Source organism: Rhodoflexus sp. (assembly GCF_053489755.1).
The window spans coordinates 1-23,750 of sequence record NZ_JBRCHD010000026.1 but is presented as its reverse complement, the minus strand read 5'-3'; the positions used below and the strand labels follow the sequence as shown (position 1 = coordinate 23,750).

General features: G+C 46.7%; 19 protein-coding genes and 1 pseudogene. 9 read left to right on the top strand and 11 right to left on the bottom strand.

The annotated features are described in order from the left end of the window. Positions 1-31: 31 nt before the first annotated feature. From ACWIP2_RS05780 to ACWIP2_RS05770, 3 genes are all read right to left on the bottom strand, one after another. Positions 32-5,467 (bottom strand): alpha-2-macroglobulin family protein, encoded by a 5,436-nt coding sequence (locus ACWIP2_RS05780; protein WP_448518958.1) that lies wholly within the window; start codon positions 5,465-5,467, stop codon positions 32-34. Positions 5,468-5,549: 82 nt separating this feature from the next. After that, positions 5,550-7,688 (bottom strand): tetratricopeptide repeat-containing sensor histidine kinase, encoded by a 2,139-nt coding sequence (locus tag ACWIP2_RS05775; protein ID WP_448518957.1) that lies wholly within the window; start codon positions 7,686-7,688, stop codon positions 5,550-5,552. 97 nt (positions 7,689-7,785) lie between these two features. Next, positions 7,786-8,775: a phosphatase PAP2 family protein gene (locus tag ACWIP2_RS05770; protein WP_448518956.1), complete on the bottom strand. Its 990-nt coding sequence runs from the start codon at positions 8,773-8,775 to the stop codon at positions 7,786-7,788. Positions 8,776-8,861: 86 nt separating this feature from the next. Between ACWIP2_RS05770 and ACWIP2_RS05765 the strand changes: the two genes are divergently transcribed. From ACWIP2_RS05765 to ACWIP2_RS05740, 6 genes are all read left to right on the top strand, one after another. Next, positions 8,862-9,401, top strand: coding sequence for a DinB family protein (locus ACWIP2_RS05765; RefSeq protein ID WP_448518955.1), 540 nt, complete (start codon positions 8,862-8,864; stop codon positions 9,399-9,401). 57 nt (positions 9,402-9,458) lie between these two features. Beyond that, positions 9,459-9,671 (top strand): hypothetical protein, encoded by a 213-nt coding sequence (locus tag ACWIP2_RS05760; protein ID WP_448518954.1) that lies wholly within the window; start codon positions 9,459-9,461, stop codon positions 9,669-9,671. Between the two features lie 24 nt (positions 9,672-9,695). Then, positions 9,696-11,111 (top strand): pyridoxal phosphate-dependent decarboxylase family protein, encoded by a 1,416-nt coding sequence (locus ACWIP2_RS05755; protein ID WP_448518953.1) that lies wholly within the window; start codon positions 9,696-9,698, stop codon positions 11,109-11,111. Positions 11,112-11,207: 96 nt separating this feature from the next. After that, positions 11,208-12,089: an SDR family oxidoreductase gene (locus ACWIP2_RS05750; protein WP_448518952.1), complete on the top strand. Its 882-nt coding sequence runs from the start codon at positions 11,208-11,210 to the stop codon at positions 12,087-12,089. Between the two features lie 11 nt (positions 12,090-12,100). Next, on the top strand, positions 12,101-12,571 hold the full coding sequence (locus ACWIP2_RS05745) for a CYTH domain-containing protein (protein WP_448518951.1): 471 nt from the start codon (positions 12,101-12,103) through the stop codon (positions 12,569-12,571). A 74-nt stretch (positions 12,572-12,645) separates the two neighbouring features. Further along, on the top strand, positions 12,646-13,302 hold the full coding sequence (locus tag ACWIP2_RS05740) for a DUF2911 domain-containing protein (RefSeq protein WP_448518950.1): 657 nt from the start codon (positions 12,646-12,648) through the stop codon (positions 13,300-13,302). A 154-nt stretch (positions 13,303-13,456) separates the two neighbouring features. On the opposite strand, the gene ACWIP2_RS05735 is transcribed toward ACWIP2_RS05740, so the two are convergent. The 3 genes from ACWIP2_RS05735 to ACWIP2_RS05725 form a co-directional block, all read right to left on the bottom strand. Further along, the gene (locus ACWIP2_RS05735; RefSeq protein WP_448518949.1) at positions 13,457-13,858 is read right to left on the bottom strand and encodes a hypothetical protein; all 402 of its coding nucleotides are present in this window, start codon (positions 13,856-13,858) and stop codon (positions 13,457-13,459) included. 72 nt (positions 13,859-13,930) lie between these two features. Next, positions 13,931-14,977, bottom strand: a complete 1,047-nt coding sequence (locus tag ACWIP2_RS05730) for a proline iminopeptidase-family hydrolase (RefSeq protein ID WP_448518948.1) — start codon at positions 14,975-14,977, stop codon at positions 13,931-13,933. A 171-nt stretch (positions 14,978-15,148) separates the two neighbouring features. After that, positions 15,149-15,928 (bottom strand): hypothetical protein, encoded by a 780-nt coding sequence (locus ACWIP2_RS05725; RefSeq protein ID WP_448518947.1) that lies wholly within the window; start codon positions 15,926-15,928, stop codon positions 15,149-15,151. Between the two features lie 307 nt (positions 15,929-16,235). On the opposite strand from ACWIP2_RS05725, the gene ACWIP2_RS05720 reads away from it, so the two are divergent. Both ACWIP2_RS05720 and aroB read left to right on the top strand, forming a co-directional pair. Continuing rightward, positions 16,236-17,636 carry an arginine decarboxylase gene (locus ACWIP2_RS05720; RefSeq protein WP_448518946.1) on the top strand — a complete coding sequence of 467 codons (1,401 nt, stop codon included), beginning with the start codon at positions 16,236-16,238 and terminating at the stop codon, positions 17,634-17,636. Positions 17,637-17,656: 20 nt separating this feature from the next. Continuing rightward, positions 17,657-18,709, top strand: coding sequence for a 3-dehydroquinate synthase (gene aroB / locus ACWIP2_RS05715; RefSeq protein ID WP_448518945.1), 1,053 nt, complete (start codon positions 17,657-17,659; stop codon positions 18,707-18,709). A 185-nt stretch (positions 18,710-18,894) separates the two neighbouring features. Here aroB and ACWIP2_RS05710 read toward each other — a convergent pair whose 3' ends face one another. From ACWIP2_RS05710 to ACWIP2_RS05700, 3 genes are all read right to left on the bottom strand, one after another. Further along, complete coding sequence (locus tag ACWIP2_RS05710; protein WP_448518944.1) at positions 18,895-19,938, bottom strand: glycosyltransferase family protein; 1,044 nt, start codon at positions 19,936-19,938, stop codon at positions 18,895-18,897. Next, positions 19,935-20,774, bottom strand: coding sequence for a UDP-2,3-diacylglucosamine diphosphatase (locus ACWIP2_RS05705; RefSeq protein WP_448518943.1), 840 nt, complete (start codon positions 20,772-20,774; stop codon positions 19,935-19,937). The genes ACWIP2_RS05710 and ACWIP2_RS05705 overlap by 4 nt, the downstream gene beginning before the upstream one ends. Positions 20,775-20,901: 127 nt before the next feature. Beyond that, positions 20,902-22,158 carry an aspartate aminotransferase family protein gene (locus ACWIP2_RS05700; RefSeq protein WP_448518986.1) on the bottom strand — a complete coding sequence of 419 codons (1,257 nt, stop codon included), beginning with the start codon at positions 22,156-22,158 and terminating at the stop codon, positions 20,902-20,904. Between the two features lie 179 nt (positions 22,159-22,337). Between ACWIP2_RS05700 and ACWIP2_RS05695 the strand changes: the two genes are divergently transcribed. After that, on the top strand, positions 22,338-23,207 hold the full coding sequence (locus ACWIP2_RS05695; protein ID WP_448518942.1) for an N-acetylglucosamine kinase: 870 nt from the start codon (positions 22,338-22,340) through the stop codon (positions 23,205-23,207). Here ACWIP2_RS05695 and ACWIP2_RS05690 read toward each other — a convergent pair. Next, the gene (locus tag ACWIP2_RS05690; protein WP_448518941.1) at positions 23,200-23,571 is read right to left on the bottom strand and encodes a hypothetical protein; all 372 of its coding nucleotides are present in this window, start codon (positions 23,569-23,571) and stop codon (positions 23,200-23,202) included. The two genes, ACWIP2_RS05695 and ACWIP2_RS05690, sit on opposite strands and share 8 nt — an antisense overlap. Continuing rightward, a pseudogene (locus ACWIP2_RS05685) lies at positions 23,571-23,750 on the bottom strand (glycosyltransferase family 2 protein); the annotation flags it as partial. The pseudogene ACWIP2_RS05685 and the gene ACWIP2_RS05690, both read right to left, overlap by 1 nt.

Here is a 23,750-nt window from a genome sequence, read left to right as displayed (position 1 = left end):
ATTAAAATCTGCCTAAATCCTTGTACGATCCCTACCGAACGATAATTTCCCCGCCTCCGTTGTAGGAATGGTAATTGCCGTCGTACATCGCATCAGCGCTGACAGGCCCCATGCGGAACGTGCCCTTGGTTACGGCGCGTACCACGTAATAAAACTCCGATACGTTAGGTCCAGCCGTTGCAAACAAGTGGATGCGGTCGTCGCGGATGTCGGTATGGTCAGGGGTGCGTCCTTTTTCCGTCCAAGCCATGCCGGGCAGCGAATTGATGCGCGGATTTTCAATCTCAAAACCTGCGGGAATCACATCGGAAACAACTACGTTTGGCACCAAGCCGCCGTTGGTTGTGTTAAGTGTAATTTTAACCACAATCAGGTCGTTTTGATTGAACGTATTGGTATTCAGGCGATTACCGCTGCGGTCGTAGAACTCGCGGCGCACGCGCAAATCGCTGTCCGCTTCGGGGTAGATACCGCTGCTGTTCAAGCCTTCCATCTCCCAGAAATAGAACAAATCGCCGCCCTGCGCCTGAATTTGTATTTTTTTGCCTGCCACATCTTTTGCGCTCAAGGTCATTGGCGCACCTTTGAAATCTGCAATTTTTTTACCGTCGGCGGTAATGGTTGCCGTTGCGTTGGATTCGCCTGCCTTGCGGGCTAATTTGCCTAAAGCTAGCAATGAGAAAGCCGCCTCCTGCGTATTGACGTATTTTGCCTGCTTCAACTGCTGCGAAAGTTGCCGCGCCATGATGCCAATTTGCGCATTTTGCGGATCGGTTTCAATCAGCGCATTGAGTGCAATCGCCTGATCGCGGAGGTAGGATTGGAAACTTCCTTCCAATGCCGTCACCGAACGCTCGCCACTGAATTGCGTCGGCAAGAGTTTGCGATAAGATGCCACATCGCCCGCCAGCATATAGGCAGTTGCCAACAGGTAGCGGCTGTCTAAGGAAAGCGTATTGATGCGGTTTTTGTAATAATTCATCGTGGAAATATCCGCCTTTCCCGTCAGCGCCAGCACATAGAGCGAATATGACACCTCGCGCGGCGTAATTTTTACCTTTTTGCGTTGGTTGGCAGCATCAAAATATTCATAGTCCACTGTGCTTTTCTTTTTGGCTTTGCCGCTGACGTAGTTAGTCAGGTTGGTGAGCAGCTTGGCATCCACCTCATAGCCGGCTTTCCGGGCTTCGGTCAGGAAGTGCAGGGCGTAGATGCTGCCCCACCAGTTCTCCTCCGAGCCTCCCGGCCAATAGGAAAGTCCGCCTGAATAGAGTTGCATGGTTTGCAGGCGGCGAATGGCTTCCTGCACGTTAAGCGCACTTTTGCCGACAGACATCAGGTTGCTGCTTTTTTGTGTAGGCAGCAATTCGGCAAGGTACAACTGCGGGAATGCCGTAGAAATGGTCTGCTCCACGCAGCCGTAAGGATATTGCAGCAAGAAATTCAACTCTTTGCCAAATTCTATGACAGGCGAACGGCTAACAGTCAGGCGGGCATCTACCGAGCCTGTCAGGTAGTCGCGCAAAAGGTCAATCTGCTGCGATTTGCCGCTTTCCACGCGTCCCGAGCCGCTGGTTTTCAGCAGCGAAACAGCAGGGCGCACTCCCAAATCAATGGTTTGGGTAAATTTTTCGCCCAGTGCATTCACCTCCACTTTCACCTGACTTGCACCAATTTGCGGGCGGGCTTTCAGGCGGAATACCACCTGATTTTCACTATTGGCGGCAACGGTCGCGCTTTGCAAAGCCTCTCCTACAATTTCCACTGCACCTGTAACAGTCAGTTTTGCCTGTGCCTGTGCGTTTTTGGCGGTGGTATTTGCCAGCATCACAGGCACTTCTATCTCATCGTTCGGGCTGAGGAAACGCGGCAACGCGGCGCTGATAACCATCGGGTCGGCGACGGTCATGGCTGCACTTGCCGAGCCGAAAGCATTGTCTTTCACGGCAACGGCCATGATGCGCAATTCGCCGCTAAATTGCGGAATATCAACGGTATAGCGAGCTTCACCGCTGCCGTTGGTGCGCAGCGTACCGCTCCAAAACGAAACGGGTTTGACGCGTTTGTTTGCCAGCGGGTTCAGGCGTTTGCCCAAGTCGTAGTAGTCTGCGCCGTAGTTGCGCTGCATGGCTTTCAGTTCGGGGAACAGCTTCGGATAGAGGTTGTGGCTGCTCACTTCCAATGCGCGTTTCTGGAAAAAGAAAGCGTAAGGGTCGGGCGACTGGTAGTTTTTGAGCAACAAAATGCCCTCGTCCACCACTGCCAGCGTTACTTCAATATCGGACTGTTTGCGGTTGGTCTGTACCACGATTTCCTGTTTGGTATTGGAGCGCGATTTGGCTGCTGCCGAAATTTTGACCTCCAATTTTGTGTTGCTGTCCTCTACCATTAGATTGCGGTAGCCATGCGCCACTGTCAGTGGAATGGAACTGTCATCTGCCGGCTTGATGAGCGTTACAGCAATGTAGGCATTGGGCAAATACTCCCTTTTAATTGGCAGCGTGAGCGAACCTGTGCGCCCGTCGGTATCTACAAAAAACTGGTCTAAAACCTCGTTGCGCTCAATTGTAACCCACATGCGCCCTTTGAACGGCGTTTTGAACAGCAATTTTGCCTGCTCCCCTACCTGATAAGAATTTTTGTCGGTTTCTATCTGTACCAAGCCCTCGCGGTTGATTTCAAAGGAGGTTGCGGTTGCCATGCCGAACGAATAGGCATAAAACTCCTGTGCGGCGTAGGTTGCCATGTCGTCGCCGACGGGCGCTACGCGAATCTGGTACTCTCCCGATTCCATCGGCACGAAAGAATAAGTCGTAGAAGTACCTGACAGTGAGATAGTTTCATCTTTTACCACGATTTCCTTTTTGCGGGAAACATAGCGGTAGTACGATGAGTACTCCTCGCGCTCCAATGCGTTCTGCCACTGGTACTGCACGACTACGACGCGGGCTTTGGCGCTGTTTTGCACTTCGCCTTTGTGATTGACGGCTACCAGCGGAATATTGACAGGCTGGCGCACATCTGTATAGCGCGTAAAGTTTTTAATCCCGAACATCAGCGGCTGGGTCAATACCTCAAACTTCGCCTGGCGATTAACCGCTCTGCCTGTTTCGTCAAATACGGTGGAGTAAATTTTTCCTTCCAGTATGCCCAGATTTTTGTAGTAGGGTGAAATGCGAAAGTTAGCAAAAAATTTACCCTCTTCGTTGGTTGTGCCTTCGGCTCGCGACTGTTCAAAATAGACATCCGTGCGTCCGCTCAAGGTAAAGTCATAATCAGGTAATTGTTTGACGCTGAATGATTTGCGCGTCAGCGACATTTCTGCCTCGTATTTGCGGTTGCGGGCAGGCGGACCGAAAAGGTTCAGCGCCTGCGCACTGAAATTGACGGTTTCACCCGTCCGAACTACCGACTTATCTACGTTTACATTGACTTTGATGCGGTCGGGAATGAACTCTTCCACATTGACGTTGCGCGATTGCAGCAGCACATCGTTGCCACTGAGCAATTCTACAGAATACGTACCCGTTATCGTTCCTGCGGGAAGTTGGACAGAGGTTTCATAAGTACCTTGTGCGTTCAGCATTCCGCGCCTATTGACGAACTCCTTGCCGTTGGGTAGCATGATGCGCAGTTTGATGGGGATATTTTTTGCCGCATTCCATTGCCCGTCGCGGACGATAGCTTTGAGGTGCATCGTCTCATCGGGGCGATAAAGGTCGCGGTCGCCGTAGAGAAACGCCTGCAAGCCGGCGCTGTTTTCGCGCATCCCCCCTACCTCATAGCGCGAAGTGGCTATTTGCGTCTGCTTGAAGTGCATGTAGGTAAAATCTTCGCCCATGTTGGCAAAAACCATTGCCGTAGTAAATCCGGCGGCTTTGGTTTTCATGCCCGAAAAGCGTGCGATACCCGAAGCGTCCGTTTTCAGCGTTGCAATTTCCTGATTGTTCGTGCTGACAAGCGTAATGTCCACTCCCGACAGCGGCTGCGCGGTCATGATGGAATTTGCCATGACAACTACCTCGTTGCTGGTGGCTTTGGCAACCAGCCCGATGTCGGACAGGGACACCATTTTATTGGCGCGCAGCCACTGGTCTTCTGTGGACTGCACCTGTACCACATAAACGCCTCTGAAAGGCTTATCGTCGCGAATGTCTAAGTTGATGAGTTGCTCGCTGCCTATTTTAGGCAGTTCGCGGGTTTCATAGGTTTGTTCAAAAATCAAGTCGCCATAGTTGGAAAAATCGCCGTAGAAATAGCTGTCGTAGTCGTCGTAATCGTCGTAATAATCGTACTGATACAAAGATCCTGACTCGCGGAGGTAGCCCAGCAGGTTGTTTTTATAGACTTTGAAAATTTTGACAGACACCTGCGGAATATTGCTGATGCGCACACCTATATTTTTATTGCCTTTATTGGTCAAATAAATTGCCTTTTTGGCTGAAAAACGAATACCCGGCTGTACCTGTCCAAATACAATTTGCTGCTCGACATTGGATTTAAGCGTACCGCCAAAAATGCCTTTCAGGGCTTTGCTGAGGCTCAGCTTGTAACTTTGGTCGGTTGAAAAATTGCCTGTAATCAGAAAACCGTTGTCGAGTAATTCAACCGTATGGCTCACCTGCGGACTGATGGTAAGCGCTCGTTTCAGGTCGTCGGCGGTCATGCCTACCATCTGGTTGGTATAGACATAAACGTATGCCTGCTCGCCGTCGTATTCGGTTTCAGTTTGCAGGATGCGGAAGTCGCTGCGGTCGGGCACTAACTCGCCAAAAGTCATCTGTTCGGCTTTGTAGTCGCTGCCATCCGTTGTGAGTCCTGCCTCAATTTTAACACTAATTGGCTTATTATCAGGCTGTTGAGTACTTGTAACAGTCAGAATAACCGTAGTTGCTGCCGGCTCGTTGGTTTGCAGTTTGTGGCTTACTTCCGAACTTTCTATTTGCACCTTCGTATTGTTGCTCACGCGCTCCGGACTGACGGGGTAATTGAAATTCATCCGCACGCGCAATTCGGGCTGATTCTGGGTATTCATCGCCCAAAAAATTTCGTGGTTGCGCAGTTTCAGGTAAGGCGTATGAAATTTGAAAATATGTTCATCAGTCAGTTTGAAACTTTCCTTGACATGCGCCGAAATTTTATCGGTAATGGCTGCGGTGTAGTCTGTGCTGGGCTTAAACCCCGATTCGGGCGAAAAGACAAGCTCGCTGCGGGAGTTCCACTTGTACTTGCCTTTGACTTCGGGCGAAATTTTCAGGTAGGGTGTTTCTATCCAGTTGCCCACTAATGAATCGGGGGCGATGTCTTCGCCAAACTGAATGAGCAAATTTTGCTGCAAGGCGATTTCTTCGCCAAAATTTTTACCTGCCACAGTAAGCGTATTCTTGCCGAATTTGCCACAGGCAAAAGTGAGGATCAGCAGCGGAGCAATCACCCGGATTGCGTACCGAAGCACAGAGGTTTTCATAATTATTTGTCGTTTAGCAAAACAGAGCGGTTGGCATTTGCAAACCGATGTCAATTACGAAAAAAAATGGAGCAAAATCAATTTATGCGGCAGCTATTGGAAATTTGAGGTAGAAAATACTTCCGCCTTCGGGGTTAGGTGTTGCCCAGATGCGTCCCTGATGCTTTTCCATGAATTCGGCGCAAATACTCAGGGCGATACCTGCACCGCGCTCGCCTTTGGTGCCTAATTTGGAAGTGGGTAGATTAAAGATCCGTTCTGCTTCTTCCTCATTTAAGCCAATACCGTTGTCTTTAAAGCGAATACAAATAAAATCATCCGATTTTTCACACTCAATAAAGATACTTTTGTCGGGAAAAGTAAACTTAATGGCGTTGGATAGCAGGTTTCTCAAGATAAACTCGAGCATATTCTTGTCGGCAAAAACGACAACATCTTCCTCGACGGTATTGACTACCCGCAACTTCTTGGCTGCCAGCTGTGGCTCAAACAAATGAATGATTTTCCGTAGGACAGGCATTAGCGGGATTTCGGATGGTTCGCAGGTAAAGTTACCGGTTTGCAGGCGTGCCCAGTCCAGCAAATTGTTTAAGAGTTGGTAAACATTGGCGAGGGACTTACTGATTTGCTGCAAAACTTCTTGCGTCTCCTCTTCGTTGAGGCTAATTTGCCTTTGGCCGAGCAGATCAACCATTGTTGACAGACCCGCCAAAGGGCTGCGAATATCGTGTGCAACAACAGAGAACAGTTTATCCTTAGCAGCTATAAGCTCCTGTAGTTCGTTTTTCTTTTCTTCCAAGATACGATTTTGGGCAGAAATAATTTCATTTTGTTCTTGGAGGCGCTTCTGGTCGCTTTGTCGCATCTTGAGGAAATAACCGAAGGTAAACACCAAAATAAGCACGGGGATAAAAATAGCAACCATTATCTTGAATTTTTGCTCTATTTTTTCCTGCTGTTTGCGGCGTTCCTCCTCTTTATTTCTGATTTCTAAAGCCCGCTGCTCCTGCTTTTCGCGGTCTAACTCATCTTGTGTGAGTATAAAATCCATTGATTTTAACTCTTTATCTATCGAATCTTTGCCGGCTTTGTAAAGCCGGTAGTATTTCATAAAATTCTTAGCGTCCTCCATCTGCAAGTAGGTTTGTGCAATTGCCTCATAGGCATCAATCACTAAGGGTGGCTGCGCGGTTTCTTCTGCTACATCTATAGCCTGTTGGTGCGCTTGAATAGCATCTTTGAAACGCCCTGCCGCTGCGAGGTATTTTGCCTGTTCGCTGTAAGCCTTGCTGATGTGAAGTTTGTCGCCGGCAAGTTTAAATGATTGCAGCGCTTCGTTGATATAGTAGCCTGCTTTATCAAACTCTCGTTTTGCCAAATGCACCTTACCAATCAACAATTGTGTGATTGCCACCTCGCGCGGCTGTGCCTGCATTTGGCGTTTTATTCCCAGTGCAATTGTCAGGTTATTGAGTGCTTTTTGGTAGTTACCTTCTTGGAAGTACACGTTTCCGATATTGGTCAGCATGATAGCAGTACCACGCATATTTTTATTCTTGCGATTAATTTTGAGCGAACTGTCAAAGTATTCCATCGCTTTGCGCAGGTTGCCCTGCAAGAGATAAAACTCACCCAGTGTATTGAGCGAGCGAGCTGTCATTTCATCTGAAGGATCTATTCGGCGGCGAATTTCGAGCGCTTCCTTAGCGAATTTGATCGCCTCTGTATATCTTCCTTTATTGTTGAAATTATAGCTAAGTGTGTTTAGCAAATTAGCACGCTCAGACTCTGCCTCTTTGAATTTGAGCAAAATATTGATCGCGTCTTTGAGATACATCTCGGCTGCCTCGTTCTTTAGATCCATATACAAGGCTATCCCCATTTTGCCTTTGGCGATGCCTATGTAGAGAGAATCTTGTAAATTATTAGCAATAACATAAGCGTACTGAAAGATCGGATAGGCTTCCTGTGGCTTCCGCTGCGTAAGCGAATACTCCCCCATTTGAATGATAGCCGCTACTTGCCCTCTTTTGTCGCCTTGTTTTTCGGCGAGGTTGTAGGCGCGTATAGCATATTGGTATGATAACTCAGGGTTGATGCCTCGGTACAAGGCTGAAAGTTGATTATAGATAGCAAAATTTTCAGACATTTCGGGTGTCTGCAACAATTGTTTGAGACTGTCTATCTGCGCATGGGGGGTTTGCGCAGCCACCGCGGACACAAAGCAGCAGTATCCGAATAGCAAAGAGCAGACATATCTGACAATCAATAAATTGCGACAAGAAAATGACTGCTTTTTAAACATATCGTCCGCAGGTTCAGATAATTGATTTGCGTTCAGAACGCATTAGCCGAATGCTTTTATTGACATAGAGAGCTATAACCAAGGCCAGCGAAAATTCAACAAGGCGCACAATGATTTGTTGAATGTTTTCATCATTAACATTCAACAAACGCAGAATATTGTTTGATAACAAACTAAATCCGATAAAACTTGCAAAAGCTATGGCAATAGACGATGCACGACGCAAAAAGTTGCCGTTGGGCATTGGATTGCCTAATAAAACAAATACTGCATAAAAAATATTGCAAGCCAGTAAGATGGTGAGTAATTCGAAATTTATATGCGGCACAAAAAATAAGGCTATAGGCAATGCGAACCACCAAACCAGATCTGCTACAGAGACGCTCGCCTGACGCGTTTTAGCGCTTCCGTAGAAACGTATCCACACCTGTAAGATCATCAGGCCAAGCCCGCCAATCAAAAAGCCGCCGACAACATCTGCCAGAAAATGTACGCCCAAATACAAGCGGGAAAGAGGCATTAGAAAGCAGATAACAAGCGCAACAATCCGAATAGCAGCTACGGGAAACACCAGTGCCAGCCCTCCAAAAAAAGCCATTGCACCGCTCACATGCCCCGAAGGAAAACCAAAAGAATTGAGTCTATTCTCCTGATAGTAGGCAATCACATCAGATGGCAGCATTGACCAGAAACTGACTGCACCGCGCTTAGAAAAAATGGTGTTGCTTTGGTTGTAGTTAGTTCCCAAAAACAACAGCGTATTATCTACATCCAGCGGGCGCGGCAGTGCGATCCGTTCTTTTAGAAAAGAAGTTGCCAGACCCACCCACAATAATACCTGCAAGACCCACAGCCCGCGCTTGGCATTAACACCAAAAATAACAATGAGCAATACCGCAATGTAAAACGACTGATAACCCGTCTGACTTACCAGTTGCATCAATAAAGTGAGCCATTCGGACGCAAAAGATTGAAAAAAATGATTGACTTCCGTTTGAAACATGACAACAAGGCGATGAAATGCAATTTATCATTGCGCTACACCAAAGATTCAAACCTTTGCTGTATTTTGCAAACTAAATTGAACTTATGCAACCTGCGATAGAACAAGCATTTCAAAAAATGGAACGCTGGCGGCTGACAATGCAAGCATTAGTAGCTGATTATTCTGCACAAGACCAGCGCTTTCAGCCCAATGCAGGTAGTTGGTCTATGCTACAGGTGATGAAACACCTGATTATTGCCGAAACAAGCATTCTGAATGCTATCAAAAAAAACCTGCAACGGCAGGAGCTGGCAGATAATAACCTCTCGCAAAAACTGGGGTACTGGCTTACAAAAACCATTCTCCGCCTGCCTGTGAAAATCAAAGCGCCCGTTGAGGCGCTAATACCCGAAGTAGCAACTGACTATGAAAAAGTGGTGGCCGAGTGGGGGTCGCTGCGTGCCAAATGGCGCGACCTGCTGGAAAACTTTCCTCCTGAATTGATCCATAAAAATGTCTTTAGACATCCGGTAGCAGGCTTTTTTACTATCGGCCAGACTATTGATTTTTGCTGTTACCATATCAAGCATCACCTGCAACAAATTGACCGCATTGGTCAAGTAATTAAGCAAAAGGCATCTTAAAAAAGACCGCTCCCAATACTTGACTTTTTATCCTGATTTTATGAGCAGCGTTTGTTTATGTTAGCAACCCTGTGCCAACTTATTTACAGCCTCATCGGCTGGAAGGCTTTTAACAATTCACAAAGACGGGCAAACTACCTGCCACCTGTTACCAAATTGCTGATGATTATTGCGCCGCATACAAGTAACCGGGATCTTGTGGCGGCACGCCTGTTAAAAAGCTATTATCGCAAAAATATAGCGCTGCATCCGCAACATTATGCGGGATAAAACAACCCAAAAAACTACGACTATATGACTACGAGCGAATTCAGAGCCTATGCCCACGAGTTAGTGGACTGGATGGCAGACTATCTGGCAAATATTGAACAGTACCCTGTCAAGCCCGACTTGCAACCGGGCGCAATCATAGCACAACTACCTGCCAGCGCCCCCGTAGCAGGTGAAAGTTTTGAGCGAATTTTTGCTGATTTTCAGCAGCTTATTATGCCCGGCATGACACATTGGCAGCATCCGGGTTTTATGGCTTACTTTCCTGCCAACAGCAGCCCGCCTTCGGTGCTGGCTGAAATGCTGACCGCCACGCTTGCGGCTCAGTGCATGATCTGGCAGACTTCCCCTGCCGCTGCCGAGCTTGAGGAGCGCATGATGCAATGGCTTGCACAACTTTGCGGGCTGCCTGCCGAGTGGCATGGGGTGATTCAGGATACTGCCTCTACGGCTACGCTCTGTGCCATCCTGACCGCCCGCGAAAATTACGACCCCGCACAACTGACAGCAATCAATCGCAAAGGCTTTCAGGGGCAGCCCGTTTTTCGCGTCTACTGCTCTTCAGAAACGCACAGCTCGATCGAAAAAGCTGTCCGAATTGCAGGCATTGGCAGCGACAACCTAATCAAAATTCCGACAGATGCGCATTTTGCCATGCAGCCGCAAGCACTCGCCGCGCAGATTGCTGAAGACCGCGCCGCAGGGTATGTGCCGCTGTGCGTCATAGCCAGCATCGGCACGACAAGTTCGACTGCCGTAGATCCTGTTAAGGAAATTGGCAATATTTGTCAGCAAAATCGCATATGGCTACACGTAGATGCGGCATACGCCGGTACAGCGCTCATTCTGCCCGAATACAGCTATCTGGCAGATGGTCTGCACTTGGCAGACAGCTACGTTTTCAACCCGCACAAGTGGATGCTTACCAATTTCGACTGCACGGCATACTATGTCAGGGATAAGGCAGCGCTGCTGCGCACCTTTGAAATCATGCCTGAATACCTAAAAACGCCACTTGATAAAATAGTGAATAATTACCGCGATTGGGGCATACCGCTGGGACGGCGTTTCAGGGCGCTGAAGCTGTGGTTTGTGCTTCGCAGCTATGGCTCATCGGGTATTCAGGCAATTTTGAGGCATCACATGGCGCTGGCGCAGCAGTTCCAACAGTGGTTGCTTGCCGATGGCAGATTTGAGATCATGGCGCCTGTCAATCTCAATTTAGTTTGCTTTCGTCTCAAACCTGCATGGGGAGAAAGTGAGGAGGCTACTAACCAACGCAACAGCAACCTACTGGCAAGCATCAACCAAACGGGGCGCTATTTCCTGACCCATACCAAACTCAACGGACACTACACACTCCGCGCTGTTTTCGGGCAGGTCAATATCGAAGAAAGGCACGTAGCAGGGCTTTGGGAGTTGATCCGATCGCTTGTGTAACGGTTTCAACGGCCAATTTTTTATTTCACCGCAGGGTTTGGCAATAAGAAAAGTATTACATTGATTTGTGAACTAACTTATATTCACCGAATTGATATGAAATACACCGAACCAATGCTCAAAGAAGGCGCTATGCAGGGCAAGACTATTCTTGTTACCGGAGGCGGTACAGGTTTGGGGCGTTCAATGAGCAAATATTTCCTCGAACTGGGCGCTAACGTAGTGATTGCCAGCCGAAAATTAGATGTTTTGCAGGCAGCAGCCGATGAGTTGCAGGCAGAAACGGGCGGACAGGTACTTGCCGTAGCGTGCGATGTTCGCAACTACAGCGACGTAGAAAAAACACTTGCCGCTACTTTAGAGCGTTTTGGCAGCATCAATGGTCTTTTGAACAACGCAGCGGGCAACTTCATTAGCCCTACCGAACGACTTTCCCACAAGGCTTTTGATACCATCATTGGTATTGTATTGCAAGGTACATACAACTGCACGCTGGCTATCGGCAAGCACTGGATTGCTCAGCAGCAGCCCGGTACGATCCTCAATATTGTTACAACCTACGCATGGACAGGCTCGGGCTATGTAGTGCCTTCTGCCGCAGCGAAAGCGGGCGTATTGGCAATGACGCGCTCGCTGGCTGTAGAATGGGCAAAGTACCAGATCCGCAGCAATGCTATTGCCCCCGGCCCGTTCCCTACCAAAGGAGCATGGGATCGCCTATTCCCGCCGGCTTTGCAGGAAATAATGGATGTATCTAAAAAAGTACCACTCAAACGCGTTGGCGATCATCAAGAACTAGCCAATCTGGCAGCCTACCTCATGTCGGACTATAGCGCCTATGTGAACGGCGAAGTTATCACCATAGATGGCGGCGAATGGCTCAACGGCGCAGGTGAGTTCAACTTCCTCGAGCAACTGCCCAGCGAAATGTGGGATCAAATCGAGCGCATGGTACGCGGCGCAGGTAAAAGCAAATAATTTTTTCTACTATGCCGGTTGAAATAGAACGCAAATTTTTAGTCAAAAATCAGGACTGGAAGAAAAATGCTGAAGCAAAAGTCTTCAGGCAAGGCTACCTGTGCAACGACAGCAAAAAAACAGTGCGTGTGCGGGTAGCCGGCGACACTGCCTTTATCACTATTAAAGGCAGCGCGCAATATATTTCCAGAGCCGAATTTGAGTACCCCGTACCGGTAGAAGACGCGCTATACATGCTCAATGCACTTTGCGATGGCCCGCTGATCGAAAAAACGCGCTACTACGTACCCTACAAAGGGCTGATCTGGGAGGTAGATGAGTTTGAAGGCGATAACAGCGGGCTGATCATTGCCGAAGTAGAACTGACCCACGAGGATCAGGAAATACCTCTCCCACCATGGGCAGGGCAAGAAGTTACAGGCGATGAACGCTACTACAACGCTAATCTAGTGCATAATCCCTACAAAAACTGGAGAGAATAGCAGCGCTGCAACAAACCACAATTCATTATTTTGATTGCTATTTTTGTAATGCAAACCAACACCGGAAGTATATAATGAAAAAAGATCTCCTTCAAACGGCTGCTGTAATGCTAATTGCAGCCGCAACCATTACAGCTTGTTCGCCTGCTTCCAAACAAGAAGAACAAGCGCAAAACGAGAAAGCCGCTCCACAAAAAACACAGTACGTTTCTGAAATAGAACTGGAGTATGCCGACTATGCAGAAGATGTGAATGCAGGAAAAATTGATCCGGATACACTCAAAACTTCTGCCCGCCGCGAAGCATCGGGCACTATAGGAGGTGCGGATATCTATGTTAATTACGGATCGCCGGGGGTGCGCGGTCGCATCATCTGGAACGGATTGGTAGGCTACGATCAAGTATGGGTTACAGGTGCGCATACAGCTACTAGGGTTAGCTTCAGCAAGGATTTCGTGGTAGGCGAAACTACCATTCCCGCAGGAACTTATGCTTTTTTTAGCATCCCTTCTGCCAACGAGTGGACGCTAATCCTAAACCGCAACTATGATCAACATCTTGTAGATCAGTACAGTGAGGCGGAAGACGTGGTGCGTATCAAGGTAAAGCCAGAAGAGCACCCAATGACACCGCGTCTAACTTACTCAATTGAGCCAATAGCAGAAAATCAAGGTGCTATTGTTGTTTGTTGGGAAAAAATCAAAGTAGCTATGCCGTTTACAATTAAGTAAACCTACAGTACTTCTTCGCAAAGATGTTAAAATAGAGGCCGCCCAAAAAGTAACGTAGACTTTAGTCTATTATTTATTAATCACTTGATAATCAAACAGTTACAGACTAAAGTCTGTGTTACATTTAGCCTTTTTGGACAGCCTCTTGTTGTTTTTACATCCACTTAGCAGCAAAATCGAGCAGTTCTGCCTTCATTTCGCCAAACAGTTGTTGGTAAGTCATTAACTTTTCGCGCTCCTCGGCATGATCGCCAAACAGCCTGCGGTGAATAGTCTCGGTCTGCTTTTGGGCTTGGGCAACCAAAAAATCTTCATGTACGCGAATATCGTGTTTGAGAATATCTAATTGCTCCTTTTGAATAATCAACTGATTTTGAAAGTGGCTGAGTCTTTTGCGAAAATCATCGCTGTTATTGCGCTTGGCAAGATCATCTAACATGGCTTGTAGGTAGCTGATTTCCTGCGCGTAGTGTGCAAGGTGTTGCATCCATTCGGTATGCTCTGCGTGGAGTTCATTTATATGAACTTTATCGCTTGATGTGTTGTTGGTAGTCATTTTTTAAAGTTTGTTTAACAACTCAAACATACAGCACTATTCTCGCCGAAAAGATGACTTTGATCACCACACCTACTTAATTTTTACTCCTGCATTTACGTCTTTCATAAAAGCAATTAGTCCGGGGAAGTAATGCTCTTGATCGTCCCACATAGCACAATGGCTACCGTTGGGGCAGATCAGCGAACGCCCCTGTGGCATCATGTCTGCCATTTTTTTCATAAACTCAGGATCCATCGTGTCGTGCTGTGCGCCAATAACTAAGGTTGGTACTTGGATAGATGGCAGGTCGGCAGTCCGCTCCCACTTGGCAAGCCTGCCCGAGATGCCAAACTCGCTTGGCCCTTGCATAATTACATAAACGTCAGGATTGATATTATCCAAAGCACGACTCAGGGAAAACGGCCACTCTTCCAGTCGGCATACATGCTTCTTATAGAAATTTGGCATCAGCAATTCCATATATTTTGGATTATCAAAATCGCCTTTTGCCTCAATTTCTCTGATTTGTGAAAGTACATCGGGTGGTAACTGTTTGGCTAAAACCTCATTTGCATACTTGCCATATTCGATACAACTGCTCATCATATTACTGATAATCAGCCCTTTGAGGTTTTGTTGATACTTCAGTGCGTATTCCATTGCCAAAATCCCTCCCCAACTATGCCCGAGTATGTAAAAGTTATCCTTGTTGAGTCCAAGCGCCTTGCGTACCTGCTCAACTTCCTCTACAAAGCGTTCGGTAGTCCATAAACTGGAGTCTGTGGGCTTGTCTGAAAGATACGAACCTAATTGGTCATAGTAGTAAAACTCTATTTCGTGTTCCGGTAGAAAACTCTCAAAAGACTCAAAGAACAGGTGGTTGCCCCCTGGGCCGCCGTGTAGCAGCAAAAGTTTCATCTTCGGATTATTGCCAATGCGCTTTGTATACACATTGTACTTCCCGATTGGGGTTTCGACCTCAATTATACGAACTCCCCCTGTTCGCACACCCGTTTCGGGGCTTTGTAGGTAAGTTGCTCCTGCGTTGGGCTGCTGCCCTGTAGGTTGGCAGGAATTGAACAGCAATACGGCTGTACACAACAGTACAACCGATAGAAAATTGTTGATCTCTTTCATGTTCTGAACATTTTTGGTGTTCCATAAAAGTAAAAGAAGTTGTCCAAAAAGTAACACAGACTTTAGTTTGTGATTTGTTAATCACTCGATAATCAAATAGATACAAACTGAAGTCTATGCTACACTCATCCTTTTTGTACAGCCTCGCAGGTGTATTTAGCGATAGTTAATTTATTTTTTCGACAAATACTCAATATGGTTATCAAAAACAAGATGATATTCGCCTTTTTTCAGGTTGTTAATATCAATGATACTTCCTTTGCCCTTAAGCACGATGTTGTATTCATTGTCAAGTAGCTGGTAGTCAATCTCATTGCTGAATTCTATTTTATTAGCTGCTACTTCGCACTTAGTCACTTTACGCGCCGCAGAAATAAATTCCATTTGATTAGAATATTGGGACTCACCGGTAACAGCGTTGTAATATTTGATGCGGTATTTGCAAATATTACCGGTATGATTAACCTGAACGCTGTATTTATTATTGCCGGTTTGTGCTATGCACTGCTTTGTGCTGATTGTGTACCAGGTGTTATTGCGATACACTTCTACAAAGTAGCGGCTGTCTTTGTTCTCACCTCTGCCTACCCATTCAATCGTGCGGTCAGTAACCTCGCTGAAAGCAAACTGAAAATCAGGCTTCTCTGCCAGTGCATTAGGGTTGATCACCTTTGGGCGGCAATTGTCAGCATGAACAATTCTAATTTCTACTCTGTCTTTAGGCTTCAAATGCGAAAGGTCAATATCTATCGCAGAGGACTTGGGGGCAGGTAATTCCCTGCCATTCAGATAGATACCACTGATACATGTATTGCTTCCACTGACTGGATTTTGCAGATACACATTCTTACCATTGTAGAGTCCGCTGACTACGATTTCGCCGGCACTGGCGCTCAAGGCTACCAGCAATAACAAGCAAGACAGAAAAAGGCTGAAAAATAGATTTTTCACGATCGTAGATTGACGAAAAGTAGAACAATTCAAAGAAAAAGAATGAGTTTTCATAGGGTTGTTTGTTTTTTTACTACTGCAAAGTAGGGTAAAAAGTAGTAACAAAGCAATATTTTCATCGCTTTTTTTTGATTTTATTACATCAAAATCATTTTGTAGCATATACCCGTATTTTTTAAAAATAGTACTCTTCTAATAATTGAATAGGCTAAAAAAATGAAATTGCAGATCAACGTATTTTAACAATAAGGCAACCGTATTCTATGAAAAGCTGATTAACTTGCACCTCTTTTAATAACCATTTAAAATGCAATATATTGATCTAATCAGCCAGACCTTTCACTTCCCGACTGACAACTTTCGCGTAGAGAACGACGAGCTTTATTTCAACAACATCCCACTTATGGATGTCATCCGCCAATATGGTACTCCACTTAAAATCACCTATTTACCTAAGATTGGACAACAAATTCAGCGCGCACGCGAGTATTTTTCAGCCGCTATGGAAAAGTGCGGCTACAAAGGGTCGTACACCTACTGCTATTGCACCAAATCATCCCACTTTAAGTTTGTACTGGAGGAGATACTCAAGCACAAGGCACACCTTGAAACTTCATCGGCATACGATATGTCAATCATACAAAAACTGTATCAGGAAGGTTTGATTGATAAAGATATTCTGATCATTTCCAACGGTTTCAAGAGAAAAACTTACACTGATGGCATCAAGGTATTAATCCGCGAAGGATTTCATAATCTGATTCCTGTATTAGATAATATGGATGAAATCCATGCGTATAGCGATCTGACTGATCCTTTCAACATCGGTATAAGGGTTGCCTCAGATGAGAAACCTGATTTTGTGTTCTACACCTCACGGCTTGGCATCCGCTACAACGACGTGCTAGATTTCTATAAAAACCAGATCTCCAATCATCCCAAGGCCAAACTCAAACTGCTGCATTTCTTCATCAACTCAGGCATTCGCGATGTGGCTTACTATTGGGCAGAACTGAATCGCTTTGTTTACAAATACTGCGAATTGAAGAAGGTTTGTCCCGATTTGGATACGATTGATATTGGTGGCGGGCTGCCGATCCAAACTTCACTGCACCACGACTACCCCTACGAGCAAATCATTACCGAAATCGTGCGTACGATTAAATACGTATGCGATAAAAACTTCGTCCCTACACCCAATATTGTAACAGAATTCGGCAGTTTTACTGTTGGTGAGAGCGGTGCAATCTTCTTCTCTGTACTGGGGGAAAAACTGCAAAACGAGCGCGAGCGCTGGTACATGATTGACGGCTCCTTCATCACGCACCTGCCCGATACATGGGGAACAGGTCAGCGTTTCATCATGTTGCCTATCAACAATTGGAGCCACGAGTATCAGCAAGTTAACCTCGGCGGAATGACCTGCGACAGCGACGATTATTACAACTCAGACACAGTTACGATCAATATTTATCTGCCCAAGATAGAAGACCAGAACAACAACCCGACGACGCAATATATCGGATTTTTCCACACAGGTGCTTATCAGGATACGATTGGCGGCTACGGCGGCTTGCAACACTGCCTGATTCCGAGTGCTAAACACGTACTGATAGACATGGACGAGCAGGGCAATTTGCACACGCGCCTGTTTAGCGACGAACAAAGCAGCGAGTCCATGCTCCGCCTGCTCGGCTATAAGTCATAATTTTAACCGCTTTCTTAGACATGCAATTACCTGACTACGTGCGCATTGGAGCTGTTCAGGAGAGTCTTGCCGAAGTACTGAGAGCCAACCGATGGTCGGCAATTTTTGTGTTGGCAGATACCAACACGCATTTCTGCTGCTATCCACTGATTGCCCCTGTGCTGCCTGCTGAACATGAATTGATTGTCATTCAGGCAGGGGAAGCACATAAGACGCTGCGTACTTGCGAAACCATCTGGCAACACCTGACCGATGCGCAGGCAGATCGCAATGCACTGTTGATTAATCTGGGCGGCGGTGTCATTGGCGATATGGGCGGATTTTGCGCTGCCACCTACAAGCGAGGCATTTCTTTTATTCAGATCCCAACTACGCTCCTTGCGCAGGTAGATGCGAGCGTCGGCGGAAAGTTAGGCATTGATTTTCAGGGCTTTAAAAATCACATTGGCATTTTTCAGGAACCTGCCTATGTGCTGATAGACACGCATTTTCTACACACACTACCTGTGCGTGAACTGCGCTCCGGCTTTGCGGAACTACTCAAGCACGGGCTGATCGCCGATGCAACCGCATGGCAGGAACTTTCCGCACCCGAAGACTTCCTAACCATTGACTGGCAGCAGGTTGTACCTCACTCAATAGCCTTGAAACAATCTGTTGTTGCGCAAGATCCTTCTGAAAAAGGCTTGCGCAAAATCCTGAATTTCGGGCATACAATCGGGCATGCTATCGAGAGCTATTTCCTTGAAAATCAACCTGCTGAAAAAATATTGCTGCATGGCGAGGCAATTGCAGCGGGTATGATGGCAGAGGCTTGGCTTGCCGTACACAAAACGCTGCTGCCTCAGGAAAGCTACGAGGAAATTTGTCGCTATCTGTTGCAACTCTATGGCAAAGTTGCTATTACGCAGGAAATAATACCCGCCATCGCACAGCTGGCACTTCAAGATAAGAAAAACGAAAACGGTGTTATTTTTCTAAGTCTGATTGATCGGATAGGCTCGTGTCGGTTCAATATACCTTCTACACAGGCGGAAATAGAAGAAGCCCTCTGGACTTACAGCGAATTGTAAAAATTTTCACGGCTGCAACGATTCACCACAACAGGAATCCGCTGCTGTTCGCTTAAAGAGATCAGGTAGAGTAACAACGCCATCTGGAGGCTGTCCGGAAAGGCTACATGTAGCACAGACTTTAGTCTGTAGCTATTTGATTATCAATTGATTAACAAATCACGGACTAAAGTCTGTGTTACTTTTTAGACAGCTTTCATTAAAAATGGCAAAGAAAGTACGCGGGCAGCACGGGGAGTGGCTGATAATTTTTTACTCAAAATATTTTCAAGCAACTCGCGGGTTATATCGGGATAGTTAACTGCAACAGGCTGCCCTGTTTCTATCCATGCCCGCAGTTTTTCAGGGAAACGGCGACCGATTTTTTTAGCTACCGTTACGCCCATCATCTTTAAGGCTTTGGCATTGCACTTTTGCTCATATTGGCCTTTAATTGGCAATACAAATACTTTTTTACCCAAAAACATCGCTTCAGCGGGCGACTCGAAGCCTGCTCCTGTCAACAGACCATTGCTATTTGCCAAACTCTGAGTAAAATTTTTACTGTCTATTGGCAGAAATGTAATGTTTTTATGCGTTTTGATCGTTTTAGCCTGTCTGGAGAATAAGTGCCAATAACAATCTTTTTGGGCGGTTAGTACGCTTGCTAGCAATTGGTCGTCGTAATGCGGCAAATAAACAGTAATATGGCGCTCTGTCTTGGGCACAAGCGAGCGGATTTCACTGCGAATCACCGGCGTATGGATCTCAGGCGCATAGCGATCAAAATGCAGCCCAACGATAGCACCGGCAGGTGCATAATGCTTCAGAATCAGCTCGCCAAGCAGATCGCGGCGCTGCGGGCGTGGCACTGCAGTTGAAAAAAAGGCAGCCTGATGCCCAAATCCCACACAAGGAATACCTTTCAGCAAAGCTGCATGTGCTGCTATAAACTCAAAATCGTTGATAATCAGGTCGTATTTTTCAACAGGCAGCTCTCTGATTTCGCGCAGCAACTCTCTGGGACGCACCGCCCCCAGCGTTTTGCTGAGGCTTACACCGCCGGATTTATCATAAAAAATGCTTAGTCCCTTGCTCCTGAATTTGACTTCGTGAGGTAATTGCACTTGCGAATTACTGCCGCTGACAAACAGATCGAGGTCGCACATGCGGCTCAAAATAGGCACGATTTCGCGGGCGCGTGCAATATGCCCGTTGCCTGTACCCTGAATAGCATAGAGGACTTTCATGCAATTTCGGGTTGGAATGTTGTTGCTACCAAAGTTGAAGCCTCAGATACCGTTTTTCTTGCGCTGTTTTTTTCGCTTACAGCCTCAGACTTATGGTGATAAATTCGCCACTGGTTATTTTCAAACTCAAGAGCGGTCAAATTTTCTACCCAATCGCCGCTATTGAGGTAGTGTACCTGCCCGTTGGCTGTAACTATGCGCTTATTAGCGGGCTGGTGGATATGCCCGCAAATGAAATAATCATAGCCTTTTTCGATTGCCAGATCGGCAGCCAGCGTTTCGAATTGTCCGATATGCTCGACTGCCTTTTTCACGCTGTTTTTCACTTTTTTGGAAAACGAGACCTTTTCGTAGCCCATTAGCTCGGCGCAAAAATTAACGCCACGGTTCATCAGGATAAGCAAATCATAGCCTACCGAACCCAGCTTAGCGAGCCATTTGGCGTGCCGGATAGAAACATCGAAAATATCGCCATGGAAAATCCATGCTTTTTTATCGCCGCAGGGCAATACTAAGCGATTCGCCAAAGTGAACTTATTGGTGCTGATGCGTGGAAAGCGACGCAACAGTTCATCGTGGTTGCCTGTGAGGTAATACACCTTAGTGCCGCGCTCCATCATACGCAAGATACGGCGCAGTACCTGCAGATGAGACTTGGGAAAATAGCGTTTGCTAAAGCGCCAAATGTCTATAATATCACCGTTGAGTACTAGAATTTCGGGGCGAATACTTTTCAAATAAGCATTCAACTCTTTTGCATGGCAGCCATAAGTGCCCAAATGAACATCGGAAATGACAACGATTTGAGGGCGGCGTTTGCGGACTTTTTCTTCCATCATAACACAGGCAGTATTTGTCTGCAAAGGTCAGTTTTACAGGTAAATACATGATGAAAAAGCCATTAAATCCGTGTTGATTCGGGACTCATTTATGTGAATTTTTAGCAAAAAAACAGCCTTTTACTTACGGGCGCATCGGCTCTATGTCCTCGCGCATGAGCACATCAGGGTTCGTGCTGGTTGCCTTGTTGATAGCTTTGAGGATAATGCCGCAAACCTCGCGGATTTCGTCTTTGCTGATCGTTAGCGGCGGCGCAATGCGCATCGCATTGTCGCAATACAGAAACCAGTCGGTAATGACCCCGTAGGAAATAGCCTTATCAATGACAGCCTTTAGCACCTCAAAAGACTCAAATTCGACAGCCATCATCAGTCCTGCACTTCGGATGCCCTTGATACGTGGGTGAATAAGCAACTTTTTGAAAAGTTCAGCTTTTTGTGCGGCTTTTTCATGCAATTTATTGCGGAGAATAACCCCGACAGTAGCATAAGCCGCTACGCAGGATACGGGATGTCCTCCAAAAGTAGTGATATGCCCAAGGATAGGGTTATTTTTTAGCGCATCCATGATATGCTTAGGCGCTATGAACGCACCGATTGGCATACCGCCGCCCATGCCTTTGGCACTTACAAGAATATCAGGCACAATATCAAAATGCTCAAAAGCCCAGAATTTGCCTGTTCTGCCAAAACCGCACTGAATTTCGTCCAGAACGAGTAGTGTTCCGGTTTCGGTACAACGTTGGCGCAGCGCCTGCATATACGATTTGTCAGGTATGCGTACCCCTGCTTCGCCCTGCACGGTTTCTATGATAACTGCGGCAGTATCTTGGGTAATAAACTGTAAATCGTCGGGTTCATTAAAGCGGATATGCCGCACATCGGGCAGCAATGGGCGGTAGGCAGTTTTAAACTTTTCGCTGCCGCTGATACTAAGTGAACCCTGCGTGGAACCATGATAGGCATTCAGGCAACTGACAAAACCGGTGCGCCCTGTATAGCGCTTGGCAAGTTTCATAGCGCCTTCTATTGCCTCGCTGCCGGAATTGACAAAATAAAAATTATCCAATCCCTGCGGCAAGGTGAGCAGCAACCTTTGGGCAAGCGCTACTTGTGGTGCTTGTACATATTCACCATAGACCATCAAGTGCAAATATTTGCGCAGTTGTTTTTTGATGGCTTTGATAACTGCCGGATGTCTGTGTCCAATATTGCTGACACCGATGCCAGAAATTAGGTCGAAGTAGCGTCGCCCTTGTTCATCAATCAAAAAAACGCCTTCTGCTTCTTTAATCTCGAGCAGCAATGGAAAATCTGTTGTTTGTGCTAAGTGGTTGAGAAACAGTTGTCTGGTACTTACAGTTTGTGTTGCTGGCGGCATAGCGGCGGTTGTATTTTTATGCTTGTTTGGCGAAGGTGCAAGGAGTGAAAAAAGAGGTTGCATCATCGGGTTCAACGAATGTTGTGTAGTTTATTCACACAAATTTAACATCGTACTTGTACTAACCGGCTAACTTGTGCATTTTCGTCCAAAATTTAACACTGAACCGAGCCCTAACCATGATTCTCATAGCAGACAGCGGCGCTACGAAAGCAGCTTGGAGATTAGTCCGTGCCGACGGTAGCACCCTACAGGCTCGCACACAGGGTATTAACCCTTATTTTACCGATAAAGTTTCTATCACAAACGAATTGCGCGAGGTACTGCTGCCCCAGTTGGGCAACTCCGCAGCGGCAATTGCAAACACTGTACAGCAGATTTTTTTCTATGGAACGGGCTGTGGTACGGCTGCCAATCAGGAGTTTGTGCGGCAGATCCTGCAAGGGCTTTTTCCTTCGGCAGCTATCGCCGTAGATACTGATATGCTGGGTGCTGCGCGGGCGCTTTGTGGCAAACAGCCCGGTATTGCCTGCATTTTGGGTACAGGTTCGCACGCTGCACTGTTCAACGGCGAACAGATTGTGCAATATGCTGTCAATCTTGGCTTTTGGCTCGGCGATGAGGGCAGCGGCGGACATCTGGGGCGGCGATTGGTTACAGATTATCTCAACAATGACCTGCCTGAAGATTTGCACCAACTTTTTGCTAAACGCTATGCGCTCACCCGCGATGAAGTTTTGGAAAACGCCTATCAAAAGCCAATGCCAAGCCGCTACATGGCCAGTTTTTCCAAATTCCTATTTGACCATCTGACACATCCCTACGCTTATCGGACGGTTTACGATAGTTTCAGCGATTTTTTTGATAAGCGGGTATTGAAGTTTGCAGATGCGCGTAATTTACCTGTACATTTTACAGGCTCGGTTGCATTTTACTATGCTAATGTTCTCCGCCGCGTTGCTGCCGACAAGGGGCTGCACGTGCAGCACATTTTAGAGGAACCTGTGGCAGGGCTGGCGCTCTACCACACAAACGCAGGTACTATTTAGCAAAGGGAAAAGCCTTGAGCAGGTACAAGCCCGACTTTCTACAGCTGTACCTTAGCGAAGGAGTTGGATTATTTTTCAGCACTGTAGTAGATGAGGCTATCTCGTTCATATCCCCGTCGTAGAGTTTCAAGACGATGCGCTGCGCTTTACTTTCTTCGGGAAGCGTCAACTCGAAAAGATAGGTAGCATCTTGGCTGAGAAAGCAAGTCATCTGCTGATCGCTGTCCTGGCGCAGGTTAAATACGATGATTCTTTCTTTGCCTGCATTTACCTCAGCGCCTGCAGCAGGCTTTTGTTGCGCCTTGGCAGCGATTGTGCCTAAGAAAAAAAACAGGATGGTAAAGATTCTTTTCAAGTAACTCATCAGATCAATTTATAGTTTTTATACTCAAACAGCCGTCTGCCTGTCCACTGCTCTACTGTTGCAAGTATGCGATTTTTCAGGCTCAACTTTTTAATGCTCGGATTGAGGTTTACATCCCAGTCAGCATTGTTAATACGGTTTTGCATGACCAAAGGATGTGTTTCGTCGAATAATACAAC

What these genes read in the sequence shown, in the direction of transcription:
- ACWIP2_RS05740 (WP_448518950.1), top strand. Translation starts at nt 12,646, where the DNA reads ATGAAAAAAGATCTCCTTCAAACGGCTGCTGTAATGCTAATTGCAGCC.
- ACWIP2_RS05770 (WP_448518956.1), bottom strand. Translation starts at nt 8,775, where the DNA reads ATGTTTCAAACGGAAGTCAATCATTTTTTTCAATCTTTTGCGTCCGAA.
- ACWIP2_RS05730 (WP_448518948.1), bottom strand. Translation starts at nt 14,977, where the DNA reads ATGAAAGAGATCAACAATTTTCTATCGGTTGTACTGTTGTGTACAGCC.
- ACWIP2_RS05700 (WP_448518986.1), bottom strand. Translation starts at nt 22,158, where the DNA reads ATGCCGCCAGCAACACAAACTGTAAGTACCAGACAACTGTTTCTCAAC.
- ACWIP2_RS05760 (WP_448518954.1), top strand. Translation starts at nt 9,459, where the DNA reads ATGTTAGCAACCCTGTGCCAACTTATTTACAGCCTCATCGGCTGGAAG.
- ACWIP2_RS05755 (WP_448518953.1), top strand. Translation starts at nt 9,696, where the DNA reads ATGACTACGAGCGAATTCAGAGCCTATGCCCACGAGTTAGTGGACTGG.
- ACWIP2_RS05720 (WP_448518946.1), top strand. Translation starts at nt 16,236, where the DNA reads ATGCAATATATTGATCTAATCAGCCAGACCTTTCACTTCCCGACTGAC.
- ACWIP2_RS05735 (WP_448518949.1), bottom strand. Translation starts at nt 13,858, where the DNA reads ATGACTACCAACAACACATCAAGCGATAAAGTTCATATAAATGAACTC.
- ACWIP2_RS05705 (WP_448518943.1), bottom strand. Translation starts at nt 20,774, where the DNA reads ATGGAAGAAAAAGTCCGCAAACGCCGCCCTCAAATCGTTGTCATTTCC.
- ACWIP2_RS05690 (WP_448518941.1), bottom strand. Translation starts at nt 23,571, where the DNA reads ATGAGTTACTTGAAAAGAATCTTTACCATCCTGTTTTTTTTCTTAGGC.
- ACWIP2_RS05780 (WP_448518958.1), bottom strand. Translation starts at nt 5,467, where the DNA reads ATGAAAACCTCTGTGCTTCGGTACGCAATCCGGGTGATTGCTCCGCTG.
- ACWIP2_RS05750 (WP_448518952.1), top strand. Translation starts at nt 11,208, where the DNA reads ATGAAATACACCGAACCAATGCTCAAAGAAGGCGCTATGCAGGGCAAG.
- ACWIP2_RS05745 (WP_448518951.1), top strand. Translation starts at nt 12,101, where the DNA reads ATGCCGGTTGAAATAGAACGCAAATTTTTAGTCAAAAATCAGGACTGG.
- ACWIP2_RS05765 (WP_448518955.1), top strand. Translation starts at nt 8,862, where the DNA reads ATGCAACCTGCGATAGAACAAGCATTTCAAAAAATGGAACGCTGGCGG.
- aroB (WP_448518945.1), top strand. Translation starts at nt 17,657, where the DNA reads ATGCAATTACCTGACTACGTGCGCATTGGAGCTGTTCAGGAGAGTCTT.
- ACWIP2_RS05710 (WP_448518944.1), bottom strand. Translation starts at nt 19,938, where the DNA reads ATGAAAGTCCTCTATGCTATTCAGGGTACAGGCAACGGGCATATTGCA.
- ACWIP2_RS05695 (WP_448518942.1), top strand. Translation starts at nt 22,338, where the DNA reads ATGATTCTCATAGCAGACAGCGGCGCTACGAAAGCAGCTTGGAGATTA.